Source organism: Streptomyces sp. NPDC054834 (genome assembly GCF_053611185.1).
Window position 1 is genome coordinate 276387 of the sequence record NZ_JBSGZV010000005.1, and the last position, 21616, is coordinate 298002.

The window sequence follows — 21616 nt, forward strand, 5'->3', positions numbered from 1 at the left end:
GGAGCCCGCGCCCACCGGTCCGCTCACACGCAAGGGGCACCACTCCCCGCAGAACTGTCATGCACGCGTCAGCACTCATCCTCCGAGGAGAGCCGCATGCCATCCCGAATCCCGCGCACCCTGCTCGCCGCCCTGTCCGTCGCGGCCCTGCTGGCCTCCGGCCCGCTCCTGGCCACCCCCGCCTCCGCCGCCGCCCCTGCCTCCGCGGCCGCCGTCAGCTGGGACACCGACCGCGCGGCCGCCGCCTACGCCGTGAACCCGGCCGCCGTCACCGCCTCCGGCAGCGAGAACGCCGGCGCCGCCCCGGGCCTCGCCTTCGACGGCAACGGCTCCACCCGCTGGTCCAGCAACTTCGCCGACGACGCCTGGATCCGCGTCGACCTCGGCACCACGATCCGCGTGGACCACGTCACCCTGGACTGGGAGGCCGCCTACGGCAAGCGCTACGTCCTGGAGGTCTCGAAGAACGGCACGGACTGGACCCCCTTCTACACGGAGACCTCCGGCACGGGCGGCTCGGTCACGGCCCACACCTACCCCCAGGAGGTCACCGGCCGCTACATCCGCCTGCGCGGCCTGGAGAGGGCCACGCCCTACGGCTACTCCCTGTGGAGCTTCAAGGTCTACGGCGGCGAACCGGCCCCCGCGTCGACGACCCGCGCCAACCTGGCCCTGAACCACCCGGCGTACTCGAACTTCTACCAGGACGCGGGCCACTCACCGGCGTCCCTGACGGACGGCGGCTGGCCGGCCGACCTGAAGGGCGACACGAGCCGCTGGTCCAGCGACTGGAACACGGACCGGTGGGTGTCGGTCGATCTCGGTATACAGTCGACGATCGACACGGTGGATCTGTACTGGGAGTCGGCGTACGCGGTCGACTACCTCCTCCAGGTCTCCGACGACAACCGCACCTGGCGCACCGTCTACGAGCCGCCGGCCGCCGATATCGCCGCCCGCCGGGCGAACGTGAAGTCCCCTTCCGACGCGGCCGGCCTGCACGACACGGTCAAGCTGCCCACCCCCGCGACGGGCCGCTACGTCCGCATGCTGGGCAAGGAACGCCGCTCCTTCTACAACCCGGCGCCCGCCACCGCCCAGTTCGGCTACTCCCTCTACGAGTTCCAGGTCTGGGGCACCGGCGGCACCGCGGCCGCCGCCTACCCGTCCCTGCCCGCCGACCAGACCGGCACCTACCGCACCACGTTCTTCGACGACTTCACCGGCACGGGCCTCGACCGCTCCAAGTGGCGGGTCGTACGCACCGGACCGGAGATGGGCCCGGTCAACGGCGAGTCCCAGGCGTACGTCGACTCCCCGGACAACATCAGCACGCAGAACGGCAACCTGATCCTTAAGGCGAAGTACTGCAAGGGCTGCACCCAGGCGGGCGGCGGCACCTACGACTTCACCTCCGGCCGCATCGACACCAGCACCCACTTCGACTTCACGTACGGCAAGGTCAGCGCCCGCATGAAACTCCCCGTGGGCGACGGCTTCTGGCCCGCCTTCTGGCTGCTGGGCAGCAACGTCGACGACCCCTCCGTCTCCTGGCCGGCCTCCGGCGAGACCGACATCATGGAGAACATCGGCTACCCCGACTGGACCAGCTCGGCCCTGCACGGCCCCGGCTACTCCGCCGACGGCAACATAGGCGCCCGCCAGACCTACCCCAGCGGCGGCACCGCCGACCAGTGGCACACCTACGCCGTCGAATGGACCCCGACGGCGATGCGCTTCTACGTCGACGACCGCCTGGTCCAGGAGACGACCCGCAACGTGCTGGAGTCGACGCGGGGCCAGTGGGTCTACGACCACAACCAGTACGTGATCCTCAACCTCGCCCTCGGCGGCGCCTACCCGGCCGGCTGGAACAAGGCCACCACCCCCTACTGGGGCCTGCCGCAGTCGAGCGTGGACCGGATCGCGGGCGGGGGAGTGCAGGCGGAGGTGGACTGGGTGCGGGTGGAACAGAGGGGCTGACACGGACGAAAGGCGAGCAACGGCAGATCAGGGGACGGCCCATGAGGGGCCGCACTCACCGACCAGCGAAGGCGCCTTGGTGTCCGGCTGCGTCGGTGAGGCGGTCGGCGATCATCTCGGCGGTCGGGTCGACCACTTCGCGTCGGCCGACTTCCCGCGTACCGGCGGGAGCGGGTGATTCCAGTCGGTCAGCGCCGGAAGCACTCCTCGCGCCTGTTGTCCGCCGGTTCGAAGCACACGCGGAGGCCGGTGAGATCTCTGCCGCCGATCATGGGGGTGAAGAGGAAGCTCTCCGCGTCGTATTTGTCGGCGACCTCGGCCCGTTGTGGCGAGCTGCTCCGGACCGACACCTCCAAGGCGTCACCGGCGTGTGAGCGCCACATCCGCGCCCATGCGGCGCTGCAGTCCGCGCTGTACCTGATTTCGAACCGTGCACCGGTGGAGGTGCTGCGCTGCGGGCCGAGTGTCCGAACTCGCCCGGGCATGCCACAGCCCATCAGCTCTGGGCTTTTGCCCGTGCACGTCTGTGCACGACATCCAGGAGTGGGTGCCGCGGGGTGTGAGACCCGCCCTGCGGACCCCCTGGCCCCGGTGGTGGAGGGCGCGGCCACCCAAACTGCCGTCGCCAGGCCGACCGCGCAAACGGCAGCGACGACGGCCCACATGCGCAGCTTGATGCGCACGGCACCGTCCGGACTCTGTCCGGCACGATCAGCGGGCAAATCGCCCTCACCCAGCTGGTCCCTGTCGGGCTGCGCCACCGCTCCTTCGGCTACGGGTCGCGCTGCCTTCCGGGCCCGCCCGCTCCACTCCAGATCGGCCAGTTCCCACAGCGCCACCAGGCGCTCGGGCGGCTCCCCCGCCATCGCGCACAGCGACTCGACGGCCTGGCGCGGAGCGAGCTGCCGGCCATTGAGATAGCGCTCCCAGGAGGACTTGCTGTACGCGGTTTCCTTGGCCAACGCGGCCATGCTCAGGCCCGTACTCGCTCTCAGCCGGCGCAACTCCTGAGCAAGCCGTGCACATGCGAACGCTGCGTTGTCGCACGCGACGCCCTTCATCGCCGAAGCACCTTCCAGGTCTGCGGACCCACCAGGCCGTCCGTCGCCAGCCCGGCTTTCTCCTGCAGCCGCTTGACGGCCCGCGTCGTCATCTCCCCGTAGACGCCGTCCACGCCACCTGGGTCGAGACCCAGGTGACGCAGCAAGCACTGGGCCTCTACGACGTCCCATCCCGGCTGGCTCAGCACAGCGGTGCGGGTGGTGCTGTACCCCGCGTACAGCTGTCCGTTCTTCCGCTTCACCGCGCAGGGGTAGGTTCTTCCCGGCTTGTAGGCGAAGGCCCCATGGGCCGTGGCCGCCGTGTCCTTTCGGCTGTTCTCGTGGTCTCTCCAAGGCACCGCAACCAGCAGGCCGACGACCAGTACGCCGAGCAGCGCAGTCGTGAGGACACCGATCAGCGCTGCCCGGCGTGCACCGCTCCGCGTCGGGGTGTCCGCCGCTTCGGTCGCTCCGTCTTCCGTCCGCCACGCCTCTTCAGCAAGCTCATGGAGCACCAGGAGCCGTGTCGTCTCCACGCCGCTCACCCGCGCCAGTTCCTCCACGGCCTGTCGCGGCACCAGTGCCTTTCCGTTGAGGTAGCGCTCCCAGGAGGAGCGGCTGTAGCCGGTCTTGGACGCCATCGACGACAGGCTCAATCCGCTGCGGTCCTTCAGTCGCCGAAGTTGGACGACCAACTGTTGCACCCGGTCGTCAAGGGAATCCGGTAACGCCTTCCAACGCGACACGTTCCACCCCATGCGTTCAGTCGTCGGAGGCTTCGTGCAGGCGCCCCCTGAGTGGTGTTATACGCCACTGCAAGGTCCGCGGTTCTTGACGCGCGCGCCGCCATGCGCCTTTCGGACAACCTTCTTGCCACCGCCCCGGCCCGCGGGCGTCCCGGCGTCACCTCGTATCCAGCGACATCCCAGCAGGTCAGAGCATGGGACGTCCCACGAACGCCTCAGTCGGCCGCGGTCGCTGTCGGGGGATCGGGGGTGTCCAGCACAGTCGGTGATGCAAGCCGGGCGGTGCGGTCCACCCCGCGCCGCCCCAACCATTCAGGAAGGGAAATGACATGCGTATCAAGGCTGTCGGCGTGCGGGCCGGCCTGCTCGCTGCAACCGCTGCCCTCGGCGTGGGCTCCCTGCTCGCCCCGGCCGCCATGGCGGCCACTCCGCCCAGCACCATCGGCAAGGGAGACACCGGCCACGGCGTCTGGTGCGTCCAGCACGCCGTGAACAACTACTACAAGACGTACTACGGCAAGAGCAGCGGCCCGCTCGCCGAGGACGCGGCGTTCGGCACGAGCACCGCCGACTGGGTGGCCTGGTACCAGGGCAAGCACGGCGTCCACGCCGACAGCATCGTCGGCAAGAACACCGGCCACTACGTGATCATCGACGACGGCTACTACGGCAACTACTGCAAGTCGTACGTGCCGCACAACTGAGAGACACGCCCGAGACGCAAGACGAGCCAGGCATATCGATGCAAGACGGGCGGCGCGGTGCTCGTCAACGACCAACGGCCTGCGCCGCCCCAAGCCCCTTCGAAGGGAAATGACATGCGTATCAAGGCTGTCGGCGTGCGGGCCGGCCTGCTCGCTGCAACCGCTGCCCTCGGCGTGGGCTCCCTGCTCGCCCCGGCCGCCATGGCGGCCACTCCGCCCAGCACCATCGGCAAGGGAGACACCGGACACGGCGTCTGGTGCGTCCAGCACGCCGTAAATCTCTACTACGAGAAGTACTACGACAAGAAGAGCGGCCCGCTCGCCGAGGACGCGGTGTTCGGCACGAGCACCGCTGACTGGGTGGCCTGGTACCAGGGCAAGTACGGCCTCCACGCCGACAGCGTGGTGGGCAAGAGCACCGGTTTCTGGGTGGTCATGGACGACGGCTACTACAGCAACTACTGCAAGGCGTACGTGCCCCACGGCTCCCACCCCTGAAGCGGCTGAATCTGCGGGAGTGGGACAGCGGCCGGTGGCCGTTGTCCCACTGCTCGGTCACCGTGAAGGCTGGCCGCGTCACCCGCTCGACACGGCGGTCGAGCCACGCGTTGCGCGCGCCCGCTCCGAGTGGGCGCGCTGCCGGTGTACGTGATCAGGCCCTTGGGGAAGCGCACTCGGCCCAGACGGTCTTGCCGCCCGGCGGATACGGCTCCGTGCCCCAGTGGTCGGTCAGGGCGGTGACCAGCAGGAGGCCGCGGCCCGACTCCGCGTCAGGGGGGAGCGAAGTCCGTTGCGGGCGACGGAAGCTGATCACCCCGCGCGTCGGTCACCTGGTCCACCGCGCCAGCGCCAAAGGGCTGGGCTTCGACTCGGTGGTCATCCGGCACCCACACGGACCGTCCTGGCCACCCTTGTCCGGCACGAACTGCCTCTCGCCTACGAGGGGCAGACCGAGCCGCCGCTGCCGGCGCAGGTCGGACCGGGCGCGTTGATGCGCGGCTGAGGCGAGTGCGGGTGCGCGGTGGTCAGGTCCCGGTGGGCAGGCACGGGTTCAGTGGTGGTCACGCCTTCGAGTGAAGCTCGCCGAGACGGGGACGCACGGAGGGTGCGGTCCGTTTGGATCAATGGCGCGGAATTGTCAAGACCGACCCGACCCATTGGGGGAGCGCATGGGCTTTTCCTTTCACCGTAATCCCGACGGCACCACAACGGGCCGCAACACGATCAACGACTTCACCGTGACGGACGCCGATGCGGAAGAGGTGAAGCGGCGCTTGTACGAGGACGCGGGGTGGGAGTACACGCCTCCGTCGCCCCCCGTACCGCCCGGGCATCACCGGTTCGCCCTCGTGGACGATGCGTTCGACACCAACGGCTTCGACGACCCTCGCTATACGGGGCTGCGGGCGCACCCTCCCGAAGGGTGTGTCCCCGTGGACTGGGGGAGCTTCGCCCTGAAGTGCGAGCGACCCGGAGCCACGCTTCTCGACGCGGTGACGGACACCGTCGCCGAGGTCCGTCGGGAGCACGGAGTGGTTCTGAACAGTCTCGGCATCGAGAAACCCGAGGAGTGGTTCGGTGAGGGAAAGGACGGATTCAAGGGGGAGGTGGTGGCTCATTTGCTGCTGAGTGCCGTCCACCGGGCGGGACTCGTCGGCTACCGCCGGGACGACCTGGTGCGGCTCATCGACGCTACGGGTCTCGAGTAGCCCGCGGGGTGACCTGACGCCGGCCCGCAGGGTGACCTGACGCGGCGACTGAACAGGGCGTCGGCGTCCCCCGTATCTCCCGAGCGTGGGAGGATCCCTCACCATGAGCGCGTCCCCGGCCGTACGGAGTCTGCGTGCCGCGATGTTCGCCGCGGTGTGCGTGCTGCTGGCTGCCGCCGGGCACGGGCTCGCCATGGGTGACATGCCGCCGGTGCGGGTCGACGCCGCCGGTTTCCTCGTTGTGTTCGCGCTCGGGTGGCTGCTCGGCGGGCGGGAGCGTTCGCTGCTCGGGATCGGCTCGGCCATGCTCGCCACCCAGGCGGGCCTGCACATCGCCTTCGACGCGGCACACCGCGCCGTCCCCGTGTCCGTGCATGCCATGAGCATGACCGCCATGCACGGTCACGTCATGGTGGGGATGGACCGTCCGCACCCCGTTCACGCGGTGACCGCGCACGCCACGGCCGCCCACATCCTCGCCGCCCTGCTCGCCTCCTGGTGGCTCAGGCGCGGCGAGGCCGCGCTGTTCTCGCTGCTGCGGCGGGCGGCCGCCCTGGTGCCGGGCCTCGTGGCCTGGTGGCGGGACGCCCCGCTGCCCGGACTCCTCGACGGACCGCTGCGCGCCCAGGCCGCCCCGGGAACGCCCCGTCTGCTGCCGCTGCGGCACGCGGTGAACCGCCGCGGGCCCCCGGCCCGGATCCCGTACCCGACCTGACCCCCTAACACCTTTCAGTACGTACGGAGATCCAGTCACCCATGTCCATCAGCGTGTCCACCAGCATGTCCAAGAACGCGCGCCGCGCCGGTGTCGTCACCGTTCTCGCCGCCGTCGGTGTCCTCGCCGCCGCGGGCGCCGCCTCCGCGCACGTCACCGTGCACCCCGAGAGCTACGCGAAGGGGGCCACGGACGGTGTGCTGACCTTCCGCGTGCCCAACGAGGAGGACAGCGCCGCCACCACCAAGGTGCAGGTCTTCCTGCCCACCGACCACCCCGTCCTCGGTGTACTGGTCTCCCCGCGGGACGGCTGGACCGCCAAGGTCACCACCAGCAAGCTCAAGACCCCGGTGAAGACCGACGACGGCACCATTACCGAGGCCGCCTCCGAGATCACCTTCACCGGTGGCAAGATCACCGCCGGGCACTACGAGGACTTCGACGTCGCCTTCGGCCAACTGCCCGACGACACCGACCAGCTGACCTTCAAGGCCCTTCAGACGTACTCCGACGGCAAGACGACCCGCTGGATCGAGCAGCCCGCGGAGGGCGCGGACGAGCCGGAGAACCCGGCGCCGGTGCTGAAGCTCACCGCCAAGGGTGCGGCCGAGGACGACGACAGCTCCTCGGCGGGCGGCAAGACCGGGTCCTCGGACGCCAAGAGCTCCGCCGGCACCAAGCCGACCGCCGCCTCCGGCAGCGACTCGACGGCGCGCGGCCTCGGCGTCGCGGGCCTGATCGTCGGCGTGCTCGGCCTCGCGGCGGCGGCCTTCGCCCTCGTACGCGGCCGGTTGTCACGGTCGTAGCACCGGGCACGGCGTGTTGCTCGTCGCACCGCGCACGGCGTGTTGCTCGTAGGGCCGCACACGACGTGCAGCTCGTAGCGCCGCACATGCGGAGGGCCCCGGACCAGTCGATGGTCCGGGGCCCTTCCGCACGTCTGCCGGGACGGTTCACCGCAGCGCGGGCTCCAGCAACTGCTCCTCCACCAGCGCCTGCTCCTCGACCGGTGCCCGCTCCACCACGGGCGCCTGCGCCGCCACCGGCGCCACCGGCGCCACCGGGCTCGTCCGGGACGTCCGGTACAGCCAGTGCACGTCCCGTCCGAACGACCACAGCAGCGACCCCAGCGCCAGCAGCGCGATCCCCAGGTTGGCGGCGTGCGGCAGCAGTTCCGCGCCGGCCAGCAGCAGGCAGATGCCCTGCATCGCGGCGACGGTCTTGCGGGCGAAGGACGGCGGCAGCGGCGCGTTCAGCCAGGGCAGGACACGGGCGGCGGCGACGAACGCATACCGCATACCGCCGATCAGCAGCACCCACAGGCCGAGCTGCATGGCGACGTACACGCTCAGCACCAGGATCAGGAACGCGTCGACCTCCATGTCGAAGCGGGCGCCCAGCGCCGTCGAGGTGCCCGTGCGGCGGGCCACCTTGCCGTCCACGCCGTCCAGGATCAGGGCGACGGCGGTCAGGCCGACCAGCAGCGTGACCGGCGGGGAACTCTCGAAGGAGTCCGCGACCAGCGCGGTCACCCCGCCGACCAGGGTGGCCCGGCCGAGGGTGACGCGGTTGGCGGGCCCGAAGGAGCGCAGCCGGGAGCGGTGCAGTGCCCGGGAGAGCACCGCCCAGGTGGCGATCGCGAACACCAGGCCCGTCAGCCAGCCGGCCGGCCCCATCCCGATGGCGGAGCCCAGCAGGGCCAGCAGCAGGATCTGGACGCCCGCTCCCACAGCGGTCTCCTGCTGGACCAGCCTCGCGTCGTACGTGTTGTTCAGGGCCACCGCACATCCTCCGGCCGAGTGACAGAGTCGATCAACGCCGCGTACTGTGCGCGGCCTGTGCACATCTCCCTGTGCACACCTCGGTACGTGGACAAGTTCCCGATCGTTCAGGAGGATGCCGATGAACCACTCGGCCCGCGCGTTCTGGCTCGCCTCGCCGGGGAACGGAGAGATCCGCGAGGAGGCGCTCGCGGCACCGGCCGAGGGCGAGGTGCTGGTCCGCGCGCTGTACTCCGGGGTGAGCCGCGGCACGGAGACGCTCGTCTTCCGCGGCGGGGTGCCGGAGAGCCAGCACGCCGCCATGCGGGCGCCGTTCCAGGAGGGCGATTTCCCCGGCCCGGTGAAGTACGGCTACCTCAGCGTCGGAGTCGTCGAGGAGGGGCCCGGCGAGCTGGTCGGCCGCACGGTCTTCTGCCTGTATCCGCACCAGACCCGTTACGTCGTCCCGGCGAGCGCCGTGACCGTGGTGCCCGACCACGTGCCCGCGCAGCGGGCCGTCCTCGCCGGGACCGTCGAGACGGCCGTGAACGCCCTGTGGGACGCGGCCCCGCTGGTCGGCGACCGGATCGCCGTGGTCGGCGGCGGCATGGTCGGCTGCTCGGTCGCCGCCCTGCTCGCCCGCTTCCCCGGCGTACGGCTGCAACTCGTCGACGCCGACCCCGCGCGCGCGAAGACCGCCGAGGCCCTCGGAGCCGGCTTCGCCTCGCCCGCCGACGCCCTCGGTGACTGCGACCTGGTCGTCCACGCCAGCGCCACGGAAGCGGGCCTGACCCGGTCACTGGAACTCCTCGCCCCCGAAGGCACCGTCGTCGAACTGAGCTGGTACGGCGACCGGCGGATCAGCCTCCCGCTCGGCGAGGCCTTCCACTCCCGGCGGCTGACCGTGCGCAGCAGCCAGGTCGGCACCGTCTCCCCGGCCCGCCCCGGCCGCACCTACGCCGACCGGCTCGCCCTCGCCCTCGACCTGCTCGCCGACCCCGCCCTGGACGCGCTCATCACCGGTGAGTCCGCGTTCGAGGAACTCCCCGACGTGCTGCCCCGGCTCGCCTCCGGGGAGGTCCCCGCACTGTGCCACCGGGTGCGGTACGGCGTACACGACTGACGGGACGTCCGATCCCTGACTACCCGCGGCCCGGCAAGAGCGCCTGACCTGAGAAAAGAGTGAGGAACGGCTGAACACGGGGAAGCGAAGAGCCGTACTACACGGCATCCCCCGGCAGGGAACCGCTGGGGAACCGGACGCGCCGCACCTGGAGGGTCGTCAGTTGTTCAGCATCACCGTCCGCGATCACATCATGATCGCCCACAGCTTCCACGGCGAGGTGTTCGGGCCCGCCCAGCGGCTGCACGGCGCCACCTTCCTGGTGGACGCCACATTCCGGCGCGAGCAGCTCGACGACGACAACATCGTCGTCGACATCGGACTGGCCACCCAGGAACTGGGTGCCGTGGTGAGCGAGCTGAACTACCGCAACCTCGACAACGAGCCCGACTTCGCCGGCATCAACACCTCCACCGAGTTCCTCGCCAAGGTCATCGCCGACCGGCTCGCCGAACGCGTCCACAAGGGCGCCCTCGGCGAGGGCGCCAAGGGCCTGGCGGGCATCACGGTCACCCTGCACGAGTCGCACATCGCCTGGGCGAGTTACGAGCGTGCGCTGTGACCGACACGACCATCGGCCGGGGCCCGGCGCTCGCCTACGTGCCCGTCCAGCGCGAGGCCCTGAACAACGTCGGGATCATCCCCATGTCCCTGCGCACCGTCCACTTCGTCCTGCCGGGCGGCGTCGACGACCCGGCCAACCCCAGCGGCGGCAACGCCTACGACCGGCGGGTCTGCCTGGACCTGCCCGGCTTCGGCTGGCAGGTCACCAAGCACCCCGTGGACGGCGCCTGGCCCCGCCCCGGCGCCGCCGCCCGTGACGCACTCGCCCGTACCCTGCGGGAGATGCCCGACGGTGCCGTCGTCCTGCTGGACGGCCTGGTCGCCTGCGGCGTCCCCGAGATCGTCGTCCCCGAGGCCGAACGGCTGCGCCTGGCCGTGCTGGTGCATCTGCCGCTCGGCGACGAGACCGGCCTCGAGCCGTCCGTCGCCGCCGACCTCGACGCCCGGGAACGGGCGGTGCTGCGGGCGGTGCCCGCGGTGATCGCCACCAGCGACTGGGCGGTGCGCCGCCTCGTCTCCCACCACGGCCTCGCCCCCGAACGGGTGCACGTCGCCGCCCCCGGCGCCGACATCGCCCCCCTCGCCCCCGGCACCGACGGCGTCTCCCACCTGGTGTGCGTGGCCGCGGTCACCCCGCGCAAGGGCCAGCACCGGCTGGTCGAGGCCCTCGCCGCGGTACGGGACCTGCCGTGGACCTGCACCTGCGTGGGCGGTCTTAACCAGGATCCCGAGTACGTCGCCCACTTGCGCGCCCTCATCGAGAAGCACGGCCTGAGCGACCGCCTGCACCTGGCCGGCCCGCGCTCCGGCGCCGACCTCGACGCCAGCTACGCCACCGCCGACCTGATGGTCCTCACTTCCTACGCCGAGACCTACGGCATGGCGGTCACCGAGGCCCTCGCGCGCGGCATCCCGGTGCTGGCCACCGACGTCGGCGGGCTGCCCGAGGCGGTCGGCCGCGCCCCCGACGGCGGCGTGCCCGGCATCCTCGTACCGCCGGAGGACCCCGCCGCCCTCGCCGCCGAACTGCGCGGCTGGTTCGGCGAGGCCGATGTGCGCCGCCGTCTGAAGGCCGCAGCCCGCGGCCGCCGCGCGGCACTCGGCGGCTGGGCGGCCACCGCCCGCAGCCTGGCCGGAGTCCTGCTGCGACTCCCCGACGAACCCCGGAGGGCGGCATGAGCCGGACCACCACGACGACCGACGGCATCCCGGCCCAGCCCGGCCCCAAGGACGTCTCGGACGCGGCGGCGCAGAACGCGGCGGCGAAGGACGCGGCGGCGAAGGACGCGGCGGCGAAGACGGCGACGGACAGTACGACCGACGGGGCCACGGACATGACGGAACCCGCACCGCGGCACGACACTGCCGGCGAGCCCGGACCGTCCGGCGTGATCGCCGGCGCGGGGCCCGTCGCCCGCCCCGGCGAGCGGGCCACCGTACGGCTGAGGGACACCGGGTCGGAGTCGGAGGAGGAACCGCCCCGGTACGCGCCCGAGTGGCTCCAGTTGCGCGAAGGGGCCGACGGGGCCGCCCGGGCGCTCGACCTGCTCGACCCGCTGCGGATCCGGCTGGCCAACCTGCCGGGACGGTGCGGGAGTCTGGTCGTGCACGACCTGGGCTGCGGCACCGGCTCGATGGGCCGCTGGCTGGCGCCCCGTCTGGACGGCGCCCAGCACTGGATCCTGCACGACCGCGACCCCTACCTGCTGCACTTCGCTGCCGTCGCCTCCCCCCGGGCGGCCGCCGACGGCAGCCGGGTCACCGTCGAGACCCGGCGCGCCGACGTCGCCCGTCTCACCCAGGACGCCCTGTCCGGCGCCTCCCTGGTGACCGCCTCCGCACTGCTCGACGTCCTCACCCGCGAGGAGATCGAGGCCCTCGCGGAGGCCTGCGTGGGCGCCGGCTGCCCGGCGCTGCTGACCCTGTCCGTCGCCGGACGCGTCGAACTCGGCCCGTCCGACCCGCTGGACACCGAGATCGCCGAGGCCTTCAACGCCCACCAGCGACGCGGCGGCCTGCTCGGCCCCGACGCGGTCACCGCGGCCGCCGAGGCCTTCGGAGAGCGCGGCGCGACCGTACGGGTCAACCCCAGCCCCTGGCGACTGGGCCCCGGCGACGCCGAACTGACCGCCCAGTGGCTGCGCGGCTGGGTCGGCGCGGCCGTCGAGCAGCGCCCCGAACTGGGCGAGCGCGCCGGCCGCTACCTCCAGGAGCGCCTGGCCGCCTGCGCCGCCGGCGAACTGCGCGTCACCGTCCACCACAGCGACCTGCTGGCACTGCCGCGGCCGACGGGCGGCGCCGCGTGAGTGCGGGGGCCCCGCAGACGGGGAGCGCCGCGACCACGCGTCCGGCGAGCGCGCGGACGACGCTCGCGGCCAGCGCCCGCGCCACACGGCCGGGCGCCGCCCGGACCGCGCGAGCCGGCACCGCCAGGTCCGCGCAGGCGTACGGTGCCACGAAGCCGCGGACGGCCCGTGCGGCCACCCACGCGCGCGTGCAGCCCACCACGACCGCACGCACTCGGACCGCACGCACCCGCGTGCGCAGGTCCGCGGGCACGGCCGCGGGAACCGGGGCCGCACCGCGGGCGGTCGCGATGCCCGTGTGGGTGCCCGACGCCGCTGCACCCTCCCCCCACACGCCGGACCCCGTCCCGGTGCCCCCGCAACCCACCGGCCCCAACGCGCCCGCCGCCCCCCGCTCCGGCCTGCGTTCCCTCCTGGCACGCGTCAACACCCCCGCCGTGCGCACCCACTTCGGCACCGTCGCCGGTGTCGTCATCCTCGCCGTCCTGCTGTGGCGGCTGGGCACGGGCGTGTTCCTCGACGGGCTGCGGCGGATCGACGGCGGAACGCTTCTCGTGGCGCTGGGAGTCGGCGTCGTCACCACGGTGTTCAGCGCCTGGCGCTGGCAGTTGGTGGCCCGCGGCCTCGGGATCCGGCTGCCGCTGGGGGCGGCCGTCGCCGACTACTACCGGGCGCTGTTCCTGAACGCGGCCCTGCCCGGCGGCGTCCTCGGCGACGTGCACCGGGCGGTGCGCCACGGGCAGAGCGCCGGCGACATGGGGCGCGGCGTCCGGGCGGTCGTGCTGGAGCGCGTCGCGGGCCAGGTCGCGCTGGCCGTGATCGGCGGGGCGGCGCTGCTGACGCTGCCCTCGCCGGTACGGGACGACGCCCGCAGCTTCGCCCTGCCGGCCGTCTTCGCCGCGCTGGGCGCGCTCGCCGTCGTCCTCGCGGTCCGCATGAACCGCGCCCCCTCGCGCCGGGGCACCCGGCGCACCAGCCTCGTCGAGGCCCGTCACGCGCTGCTCTCGCGCCGCAACGGTCCGGGCGTCGCGCTGTCCTCCGTCGTCGTCCTGGCCGGACACCTCGCGATGTTCGTCGTCGCGGCCCGGGTCGCCGGATCCGGTGCCTCCGTGCCGGTGCTGCTGCCGCTCGCGGTGCTCGCCCTGATTGCCATGGGCCTGCCGCTGAACGTCGGCGGCTTCGGCCCCCGGGAGGGCGCCACCGCCTGGGCGTTCGGCGCGGCCGGGCTGGGCGCGAGCAGCGGGCTGGCCGTCGCCGTGGTGTACGGCGTCCTCAGCTTCGTCGCCGCCCTGCCCGGCGCGCTCGTCCTCGTCGCCCGGTGGTACACCGGACTGCGCGGCCGCTACGCGCGCCCGCTGCCGGAGCCGCCCTCCGGCTCCGACGAGGTGAGCAGCTCCAGGTACGCGCCGAAGGATTCGACGAGGCTCGCCAGCAGTTCCTTCCCCTTTTCCGCCGAACCCAGGGAGGGACGGCCGATGACACCCGATTCGGTATAGGCGGACATTCCCACGGTGAGCAGATGACGGCGGTCGTCCGCGGTGAAATCGGCGGACTCGTAACCAGGACGGACATATTCGGGATGAGCGTGCAGCAGAATGGACGTCTCGATTTCTCCCGCGTGCATGTCGGTGAGCAGCGAGGTGAGCACCCCGGCCCGCTCCCGCGCCTCCTCCCAGTCCTCCGCGGCCGGGAACAGCGCCATCCGCTCCCCGCGCGCGGAAGCCTCCTGAACCACGTTGCCCAGCACGTAGTTTCCGCCGTGCCCGTTGACCACGACGAGCGCGTCGACGCCCGAGCGGCGCAGCGACGCCGCGATGTCCCGTACCACCGCATGCAGGGTCACGGAGGAGATGCTCACGGTCCCTGGCCAGGCCGCATGCTCGTGCGAGCAGGCGACCGTCACCGGAGGAAGGAGGTGCACCGGGTGCGCCGCGGCGATCTCCCGGGCGATGGCACAGGCGACCAAGGTGTCGGTCGCCAACGGAAGGTAGGGGCCGTGCTGCTCGAAACTGCCGACGGGAAGGACGGCCACCTGTGCTGAGACGCCCGCCGCCCGCGCCCGTACGTCTTCCGTGGTGTCCGCCGGCAGCGGGCCCCATGTACCGTACCTCGCCCCACCCGCGCCCGAACCACTCATTTCTTCACGGCCTTTCGTCTCTGCTTTAGGAATCAGATCATGACAGAAAAAATCGGCGTACTCGGCAAGAAGGCAGCGCAGCGTACGGGCGTGGAACGCGTCGTGAATGCGCCACTGCCCACGGTGTACGGGAAATTCCAGGCGGTCGGCTACCTGGACCACGACCGCGGTGACGAGCAAGTGGCCCTGGTCTACGGCGAGATCGGTTCCGAGGGGGTGCTCGTCCGGCTGCACTCGGAGTGCCTGACCGGCGACGCGTTCGGCTCCCAGCACTGCGAGTGCGGCGACCAGCTGGACTCCGCGCTGCGCGCGGTCGTCGCCGAAGGCAGTGGCATCGTCGTCTACTTGAGAGGGCATGAGGGCCGTGGCATCGGCCTGCTCGCCAAGCTGCGCGCGATGGCCCTCCAGGCGGAGGGCCTGGACACCGTGGAGGCGAACCTCGCCCTCGGACTGCCCGTCGATGCCCGCGACTACGGCGTCGCCGCCGGCATGCTGCACGACCTCGGCGTGAACTCGGTCCGCCTGATGTCCAACAACCCGCGCAAGCGAGAAGCGTTGGTACGGCACGGCATAGAGGTCGCCGAGACGGTGCCGCTGCTGATTCCGCCGTGCGAGAGCAACATCACCTACCTGCGGACGAAGCGGGAGCGACTCGACCACAACCTGCCCCACCTGGACGCCGTCGCTCACCTGTCCTGAACCACCGTGTCCTGAACCACCGTGTCCTGAACCACCTTGTCCTGAACCACCTTGTCCTGAAACACCTGTCCCGCATACGAGCCCGGAGATCCGGACAGGAAGAAGAGGCCATGACCGAAGGCGTCCTCTTCCTCTCCGGGCCCCGGACGCCGACTGCCGCGGAGGTGCCAAGTGACCATGCAGGCCGGGGTCGTCATCGTCGGCGGCGGGGTGATCGGCACCAGCATCGCCTGGCATCTGGCCCGGGCCGGCGTCCGTGACGTCGTACTCGTCGAACGCGACGAACCGGCCGCCGGGTCCACGTCGAAGGCGGCCGGCGGGGTGCGGGCACAGTTCTCCGACGAGCTCAACATCCAGCTGGGCGCCCGCAGTCTTGAGGCCTTCGCCCGGTTCGAGCAGGACACGGGACACGACATCGGGCTGCACCGGGTCGGCTACCTCTTCCTGCTGTCGACGCCCGAGGAGGTGACCTCCTTCGAGGCGGGCGTGCGGCTCCAGAACTCCCTCGGCGTGCCCAGCCGCATCATCGCCCCCGAGGAGGCCCGGAGACTGTCGCCGCTGATCAGCACCGACGGACTGCTGGCCGCCGCATGGTCCCCGGACGACGGCCACTGCACGCCCGAGGCGGTCGTCCACGGCTACGTCTCCGCTGCCCGCGCCCACGGCGCCCGGATCCTGCGGCACACCGAGGTCACCGGCATCGAACGGCACGGCGACACGATCACGGCGGTGACCACGAGCCTGGGCCGCATCGTCACCGGCACCGTGATCTGCGCGGCCGGCGCCTGGTCGCGGGCGGTCGGCGTGATGGCCGGAGTGGACCTGCCGGTGCAGCCGCTGCGCCGCCAGATCGCCGTCACGGAAGCCGTACCCGGCCTGCCTCCCACGCTGCCGATGACGATCGACTTCACCACCAGCCTGTACTTCCACGCCGAGGGCCCCGGCCTGCTGGTCGGCATGTCCGATCCCGACGAGACACCCGGCTTCGCCACCGACACCCACGACCGCTGGATCCCCCGCCTCACCGAGGCCATGGAACGGCGCGCCCCCGCCCTCCTGGACCTGCGCCGCACCGGCGGCTGGGCGGGGCTGTACGAGAACACGCCCGACCACAACGCCCTGATCGGCGAGGCGTCTTCAGTATCCCGATTTTTGTATGCAACCGGCTTCTCCGGACACGGCTTCCTCCAGGCACCTGCCGTCGGGGAGGTGATCCGCGACCTGTACCTGGGCCGCGCACCGTTCCTGGACGTCCGTCCCCTGAGCGCCGACCGCTTCGCGGCCGACGCCCCGCGCCCGGAGTCCAACCTGGTATGACCGAGCTCCACCTGTGGCTGTGCCACGAGGACCGTACGACGGAACGCCGCACGCCCATCGTCCCCTCCGACGCCCGACGCCCGACGCCCGACGCCCGACGCCCGACCGGGACCGGGGTGACGCTGACCGTCGAGGAGTCCGGGCAGCGGATCTCCCCGGCCGAGGAGTACTAGGCCGGCCTGGTGGGCGATGCCGAGGAGAGCGCCATGGCCTGCTGCGTCTCCCGCCCCCTGGCCCTGGGCGTCCGCCACATCCTCCCATGAACCTCACCACGAAGAAGGATTTCACCGACTCCTGGGACGTCGAGGTGAAAAGCCCGGGGCAGCGGGACAACGACATGGTGGACGTGGTGTGGGCGGCCATCATGGAGAACGACACCATCGGCAGGAACTGGGGACCGGTGCAGTCCGGCGCACCGATCGGTGTGTCCCGGGTCCGCAACTCCTTCTGGTGGGGCTGGAACAACACCACGGTGCCACTCGACGGCATACTCGGCACGGTCGTGCCCGTGTTTCTTGCCTACGGGGAGCACGACATGCAGGCGATGCACCCGTCGCCAATCGACCAGCTCAACTTCTCCGTCTGCGACCTCTACTCCGCCGTCCCCGGCGCGGACAAGCTCATGATCAAGGTGGCTGCCACGGGGCACTCCATGCCCTGGGAGAGGCGTGCCAAGGATCTGCACCACATGGCCCGAGAGTGGTTGGGCAACACCGCCGTCGACGGCCACAAGAGCGGCAGTTACGCCCTGGACGTGAACGGCACCTACACTCCCGCACCCTGACGGCAGGGATCCCGATGGGTGTCCAAAGCCCCGGCTCCGCCTGCGAACCGGTGCGCCCCCCGACGGCCATGACCACCACCTCGTGCCCGGTGGCCGCATCGGCGACAGTTGAAGGCGCGAGCTCACCAGCACCAAGGCCGGAATACCGTAGACGGTGATCTGCGGACGAAGATCGCAGACAGAATCCGTATTCAGTCGACGACGGTCTCGTGGACCAGCCGCTTCAGCTCCGGGAAGATCTTCAGTTTCTTCGGACGCACCTGGGTCATGAACTGCACGGTCAGATCCCGGCCCGGATCGATCCAGAAGGTCGTGGTCGCCACGCCGCTCCAGCCGAACGTGCCCAGGCCCATGGGCGCCACCGTCCGGGCGGGGTCGGTGACCACGGAGACGTTGAAGCCGAAGCCGATGCCCGCGTTGCCGGGCTCCTGGTGGGCGGGGGCGCCGAAGGCGCGCAGGTCGGCGCCGCCGGCGAGGTGGTTGCTGGTCATGAGGGCCACCGACTCGGCGGAGAGCAGGCGGGTGCCGTCCAGTTCGCCGCCCCGGCGGAGCATCTCCATGAACCGGTGGTAGTCGTGGGCCGAGGCGACCATTCCGCCGCTGCCGGACAGGAAGCGGGGGCGGCCGTGCAGCGGCAGCCCGGGGATCGGCTCGATGCCGCCGGTGTCGGTCTCGCCGTACAACTCGGCCAGCCTGCCGGACTGTTCGGACATGACCTCGAAACCGGCGTCCGTCATGCCGAGCGGCCGGAAGACCCGGTCGGCGAGGAACCGGTCGAGGGGCCGGCCGGAGACCACCTCGATCACACGGCCGAGCACGTTGGAGGCGACCGAGTAGTTCCACTGCGTGCCCGGCTCGAACTGAAGGGGCAGGCGGGCGTACACGTCCATCGTCTCGGCCAGGTCCGCGCCCGGCGGCACGGACGACTCCAGGCCGGCCTTGCGGTAGAGGGCGTCGACGGGGTGGGAGTAGTAGAAGCCGAAGGTGAGGCCGGCCGTGTGGGTCAGCAGGTGGCGCAGGAGGACGGGGCCGTCGGCCGGGCGGGTCGCCACGTCGGTGCCGGAACCGGAGACGTACACCCGCGGGTTCGCGAAGGCGGGCAGGTGGGTCTCGAGCGGGTCGTCCAGCGACAGCATGCCCTCCTCGGCCAGCAGCAGTACGGCGACCGCGGTGACCGGCTTGGTCATGGAGTAGATCCGCCACAGGGTGTCCGTTTCGACCGGCAGCCCCGCCGCCCGGTCGCGGTGTCCGTGCACGGTCAGGTGGGCGACGCGGCCGCCGCGCGAGACGGCCACCAGGAAGCCGGGGAGACGTCCCTCGTCGACATGGTGGGCGACGTACTGGTCGAGGCGGTCCAGCGCCTTCGCGTCCAGCCCGGCCTCGCCCGGATCGGCTTCCTGCCGCAGCTGTGCCATCGCTCTCCTCCGGTCGTGTCCGGCCCGGTGTGATTCGTCCTACCCCACCGGGACGGCCTCAGGCCTCATCCGGCCTCATCGGACGTGGTCAGACCCCGTCGGACGTCGTCCGAGTTCATCGTCGCAGGAACACCGGCCCGCTCCCGCGGATCCGGGCGGGGTGTGATCGACGCGACGCGGTGCCCGGGCAGCGCCCGGCAGGCCACCGCCCCGAGCGCGGCCACGGCGGCCAGGACGGTCAGCGCCGGCGCCGTCCCCGCGCCCAGCAGCGAGGTCGCCGCGGCCACGCCCAGGGTCGGCCCGATGCTGAGCGCGGTCTGCTGCAACCCGCCCGCCACCCCGGCCGTACCGGCGTCCGCCCGCCGTACGACGACGTGCGTGGCCGCCACCATGACCGTGCCGAACCCGGCGCCCAGCAGCGCGAAACCGGCGCCCAGCGCGAGCGTGCCCGAGGCCCGGGAGAGCACCAGGACTCCGGCCGCGAGGACGGCCATCGCCGTCCCGGTCGTACGGCGGGCGCCCACCCTGCGCAGCAGCACCGCGCAGCCGGGCGCGGACAGCACCATCAGCACCGCCAGCGGCAGACTGCGCAGGGCACTGTGGAAGGGGTCGAGGCCGAGTCCGTCCTGGAGGACGTACGTGACGGCGAACAGCGTGCCGAACAGCGAGGCCGACGCGGCCACCAGGATGCCCAGCGCCGCGCCGACCGCCGGTGAGCCGATCACCTCGGGCGGCAGCAACGGGCTCGCGGCCCGCCGCTCGTGCCGGACGAACGCGGCGCCGGCGACGGCCGCCAGGCTCAGCCCGGCCACCGTCTGCGCGGACACCGGACGCAGGACCAGCGCGTGCACCAGAGAGCCGAGCGTCATCGCGAGGAGCAGGGCGCCGGGAACGTCCAGCCGGGCTCCCGCGGGCCGCGCCCCACCGGTGTCGCGCGCGGCGAGCGCGAGCGCGCCGAAACCGCAGGCGGGCACCACGTTGAGGAAGAACACCGCCCGCCAGCCGAGTTCCGTCACCAGCGCCCCGCCCAGGACCGGCCCGGCGGCCGCGGCCAGCCCGATCGCGGCGGTGCGCACGGCGAGGGGCATCGCAAGACGATCCGGTGGGAACGCGGTGCGCAGCATCCCCAGCGTCGCGGGTTGCAACAGCGCGCCGCACACGCCCTGCGCCGCCCGGAGCACGATCACCCAGCCCACGCCGGGCGCCAGGCCGATGGCCGCCGACGCCGCCCCGAACCCGAGCATCCCCCAGGCGAACATCCGCCGCTGCCCGTACCGGTCGCCCAGCCGCCCGGCGAACACCAGCAGACTCGCCACCGCGATCAGATAGGCCGTACTGGTCCACTGCACCTCGGCGAAGGAGGCGTGCAACTCCCTTTGCAGGGTGGGCTGGGCGACCGTGAGAACCGTGCCGTCCAGGGCGACTACCACGGCGCCCACCACGCTGCTCGCCAGCGTCAACGGACGGTTCACCGCACCTCCTCCGGTCCGAGGTGGGCGTCCAGCGCGGAATGCAGAAGGGGTACGAAGTCCTCGCCGCCGGTGGCGAGTTGCAGGCTGCCCCAGCCCCACAGCTGGGCGATGCCGTGCAGGTTGGCCCACAACGCGCCCGCGACCAGGCGGGCGTCGGCCTCCGGACGCACCCTGCCCACCAGCTCGGCCAGCAGGCCGAAGAGCGGCAGACTGGTCTCGCGGAGGCCTAAGTGGCCGCTTTCCAGAAGATCGTGACGGAACATCAGCTCGTACATGCCGCGGTTGCCCAGAGAGAACTCCAGGTAGACCCGGCCCAGGACCGTCAGTCGCCCGCGCGGGTCCGGCGGGGCGTCCGCGAGCGCGGCCTCCGCCCGGCCGGCCAGGTCGGTGAAGCCTCGGCGGGCGATCGCGGACAGCAGCTCCAGGTGGGTGGGGAAGTGCCGGCGCGGCGCCCCGTGCGAGACCCCGGCCCGGCGGGCGATCTCCCGCAGGGTCAGCGCGCCGGCGCCCTCGGCGGCCACGAGTTCCACGCCGACGTCGACCAGGCGGGTGCGCAGGCCCGGCGCGGATTCACTCTTACTCAAGGACATAGACACTGTCTACCAAGTGCGCGTAGACGGTGTCTACCCGGAATGCGTGAGTGCGACGGGGTGGTTGATCCAGGCATGACTCACGACGCGACACAGAACGCACTGCTCGGGCTGCTCTCCGAGGGCAACAGCGGAGTGCTGGTCACTCTCAAGCGCGACGGCCGGCCCCAGCTGTCGAACGTCAACCACGCCTACTACCCCGACGAGCGGATCATCCGGGTCTCACTCACCGACGACCGCGCCAAGACCCGCAATCTGCGCCGGGATCCGAGAGCCTCGTACCACGTCACCACCGCCGACCGGTGGGCGTACGCGGTCGCCGAGGGCACCGCCGACCTCTCGCCCGTCGCCGGGGACCCGCACGACGAGACGGTGGAGGAGCTGATCCGCCTCTACCGCGACGTGCGGGGCGAGCACCCGGACTGGGACGACTACCGGGCCGCCATGGTCCGCGACCGCCGGCTGGTGCTGAGGCTGCGGGTGGAGCGCGCGTACGGCATTCCTAAGCCGTAAGCCTGTCCGGGGGAGACGGGAGACTGTCCGTAGTCCACG

23 protein-coding genes and 1 pseudogene are annotated in these 21616 nt (G+C 71.8%); 16 read left to right on the forward strand and 8 right to left on the reverse strand.

Annotated features, from left to right (window positions below; all coding sequences use genetic code 11):
• The first annotated feature begins 96 nt into the window (after positions 1-96).
• Complete coding sequence (locus ACWGJM_RS10125) at positions 97-1983, forward strand: discoidin domain-containing protein (protein ID WP_453411188.1); 1887 nt, start codon at positions 97-99, stop codon at positions 1981-1983.
• A 188-nt stretch (positions 1984-2171) separates the two neighbouring features.
• Here ACWGJM_RS10125 and ACWGJM_RS10130 read toward each other — a convergent pair whose 3' ends face one another.
• On the reverse strand, positions 2172-3044 hold the full coding sequence (locus ACWGJM_RS10130; RefSeq protein ID WP_453411189.1) for a helix-turn-helix domain-containing protein: 873 nt from the start codon (positions 3042-3044) through the stop codon (positions 2172-2174).
• The gene (locus ACWGJM_RS10135; protein WP_453411190.1) at positions 3041-3781 is read right to left on the reverse strand and encodes a peptidoglycan-binding protein; all 741 of its coding nucleotides are present in this window, start codon (positions 3779-3781) and stop codon (positions 3041-3043) included. Before ACWGJM_RS10135 ends, ACWGJM_RS10130 begins: the two co-directional genes overlap by 4 nt.
• A gap of 317 nt (positions 3782-4098) precedes the next feature.
• Here ACWGJM_RS10135 and ACWGJM_RS10140 point away from each other — a divergent pair, with 317 nt between their 5' ends.
• Positions 4099-4473 (forward strand): peptidoglycan-binding domain-containing protein, encoded by a 375-nt coding sequence (locus ACWGJM_RS10140; protein WP_453411191.1) that lies wholly within the window; start codon positions 4099-4101, stop codon positions 4471-4473.
• A gap of 114 nt (positions 4474-4587) precedes the next feature.
• Positions 4588-4971 carry a peptidoglycan-binding domain-containing protein gene (locus ACWGJM_RS10145; RefSeq protein ID WP_453411192.1) on the forward strand — a complete coding sequence of 128 codons (384 nt, stop codon included), beginning with the start codon at positions 4588-4590 and terminating at the stop codon, positions 4969-4971.
• A 438-nt stretch (positions 4972-5409) separates the two neighbouring features.
• On the opposite strand, the gene ACWGJM_RS10150 is transcribed toward ACWGJM_RS10145, so the two are convergent.
• Entirely contained in the window at positions 5410-5538 is a 129-nt protein-coding gene (locus tag ACWGJM_RS10150; protein ID WP_453411193.1) for a hypothetical protein, read from the reverse strand.
• 104 nt (positions 5539-5642) lie between these two features.
• On the opposite strand from ACWGJM_RS10150, the gene ACWGJM_RS10155 reads away from it, so the two are divergent.
• From ACWGJM_RS10155 to ACWGJM_RS10165, 3 genes are all read left to right on the forward strand, one after another.
• Complete coding sequence (locus tag ACWGJM_RS10155; RefSeq protein WP_453411194.1) at positions 5643-6182, forward strand: hypothetical protein; 540 nt, start codon at positions 5643-5645, stop codon at positions 6180-6182.
• A 103-nt stretch (positions 6183-6285) separates the two neighbouring features.
• Complete coding sequence (locus tag ACWGJM_RS10160) at positions 6286-6897, forward strand: hypothetical protein (protein ID WP_453411195.1); 612 nt, start codon at positions 6286-6288, stop codon at positions 6895-6897.
• Between the two features lie 41 nt (positions 6898-6938).
• Positions 6939-7703 (forward strand): YcnI family copper-binding membrane protein, encoded by a 765-nt coding sequence (locus ACWGJM_RS10165; protein WP_453411196.1) that lies wholly within the window; start codon positions 6939-6941, stop codon positions 7701-7703.
• 147 nt (positions 7704-7850) lie between these two features.
• Here the strand turns inward: ACWGJM_RS10165 and ACWGJM_RS10170 are convergent, their stop codons facing one another.
• Positions 7851-8678 carry a CDP-alcohol phosphatidyltransferase family protein gene (locus ACWGJM_RS10170; RefSeq protein ID WP_453411197.1) on the reverse strand — a complete coding sequence of 276 codons (828 nt, stop codon included), beginning with the start codon at positions 8676-8678 and terminating at the stop codon, positions 7851-7853.
• Positions 8679-8799: 121 nt separating this feature from the next.
• On the opposite strand from ACWGJM_RS10170, the gene ACWGJM_RS10175 reads away from it, so the two are divergent.
• The 5 genes and pseudogenes from ACWGJM_RS10175 to ACWGJM_RS10195 form a co-directional block, all read left to right on the forward strand.
• The gene (locus tag ACWGJM_RS10175; RefSeq protein ID WP_453411198.1) at positions 8800-9780 is read left to right on the forward strand and encodes a zinc-dependent alcohol dehydrogenase; all 981 of its coding nucleotides are present in this window, start codon (positions 8800-8802) and stop codon (positions 9778-9780) included.
• Positions 9781-9943: 163 nt separating this feature from the next.
• On the forward strand, positions 9944-10342 hold the full coding sequence (locus ACWGJM_RS10180) for a 6-pyruvoyl trahydropterin synthase family protein (protein WP_453411199.1): 399 nt from the start codon (positions 9944-9946) through the stop codon (positions 10340-10342).
• A complete protein-coding gene (locus ACWGJM_RS10185) occupies positions 10339-11523 on the forward strand; it encodes a glycosyltransferase family 4 protein (RefSeq protein ID WP_453411200.1) in 1185 nt (394 codons plus the stop codon). The genes ACWGJM_RS10180 and ACWGJM_RS10185 overlap by 4 nt, the downstream gene beginning before the upstream one ends.
• Before the next feature lie 155 nt (positions 11524-11678).
• Positions 11679-12650, forward strand: coding sequence for a methyltransferase domain-containing protein (locus ACWGJM_RS10190; protein ID WP_453411244.1), 972 nt, complete (start codon positions 11679-11681; stop codon positions 12648-12650).
• Between the two features lie 290 nt (positions 12651-12940).
• Positions 12941-13936, forward strand: a pseudogene (locus tag ACWGJM_RS10195) (lysylphosphatidylglycerol synthase transmembrane domain-containing protein); the annotation flags it as partial.
• A gap of 56 nt (positions 13937-13992) precedes the next feature.
• Here the strand turns inward: ACWGJM_RS10195 and ACWGJM_RS10200 are convergent.
• Positions 13993-14787 carry a creatininase family protein gene (locus tag ACWGJM_RS10200; RefSeq protein ID WP_453411201.1) on the reverse strand — a complete coding sequence of 265 codons (795 nt, stop codon included), beginning with the start codon at positions 14785-14787 and terminating at the stop codon, positions 13993-13995.
• A 39-nt stretch (positions 14788-14826) separates the two neighbouring features.
• On the opposite strand from ACWGJM_RS10200, the gene ribA reads away from it, so the two are divergent.
• From ribA to ACWGJM_RS10220, 4 genes are all read left to right on the forward strand, one after another.
• A complete protein-coding gene (gene ribA / locus ACWGJM_RS10205) occupies positions 14827-15486 on the forward strand; it encodes a GTP cyclohydrolase II (protein WP_453411202.1) in 660 nt (219 codons plus the stop codon).
• A gap of 177 nt (positions 15487-15663) precedes the next feature.
• Positions 15664-16803, forward strand: a complete 1140-nt coding sequence (locus ACWGJM_RS10210) for an NAD(P)/FAD-dependent oxidoreductase (protein WP_453411245.1) — start codon at positions 15664-15666, stop codon at positions 16801-16803.
• Positions 16800-16976, forward strand: coding sequence for a hypothetical protein (locus ACWGJM_RS10215; protein ID WP_453411247.1), 177 nt, complete (start codon positions 16800-16802; stop codon positions 16974-16976). The genes ACWGJM_RS10210 and ACWGJM_RS10215 overlap by 4 nt, the downstream gene beginning before the upstream one ends.
• An 86-nt stretch (positions 16977-17062) precedes the next feature.
• Positions 17063-17587, forward strand: a complete 525-nt coding sequence (locus ACWGJM_RS10220) for a hypothetical protein (RefSeq protein ID WP_453411203.1) — start codon at positions 17063-17065, stop codon at positions 17585-17587.
• Between the two features lie 191 nt (positions 17588-17778).
• On the opposite strand, the gene ACWGJM_RS10225 is transcribed toward ACWGJM_RS10220, so the two are convergent.
• From ACWGJM_RS10225 to ACWGJM_RS10235, 3 genes are all read right to left on the reverse strand, one after another.
• Positions 17779-19002, reverse strand: a complete 1224-nt coding sequence (locus tag ACWGJM_RS10225; RefSeq protein WP_453411204.1) for a serine hydrolase domain-containing protein — start codon at positions 19000-19002, stop codon at positions 17779-17781.
• A 65-nt stretch (positions 19003-19067) separates the two neighbouring features.
• Positions 19068-20474: an MFS transporter gene (locus tag ACWGJM_RS10230; protein WP_453411205.1), complete on the reverse strand. Its 1407-nt coding sequence runs from the start codon at positions 20472-20474 to the stop codon at positions 19068-19070.
• A complete protein-coding gene (locus ACWGJM_RS10235; RefSeq protein ID WP_453411206.1) occupies positions 20471-21064 on the reverse strand; it encodes a TetR/AcrR family transcriptional regulator in 594 nt (197 codons plus the stop codon). Before ACWGJM_RS10235 ends, ACWGJM_RS10230 begins: the two co-directional genes overlap by 4 nt.
• 75 nt (positions 21065-21139) lie before the next feature.
• On the opposite strand from ACWGJM_RS10235, the gene ACWGJM_RS10240 reads away from it, so the two are divergent.
• Entirely contained in the window at positions 21140-21577 is a 438-nt protein-coding gene (locus ACWGJM_RS10240; protein ID WP_453411207.1) for a PPOX class F420-dependent oxidoreductase, read from the forward strand.
• Positions 21578-21616: the final 39 nt, after the last annotated feature.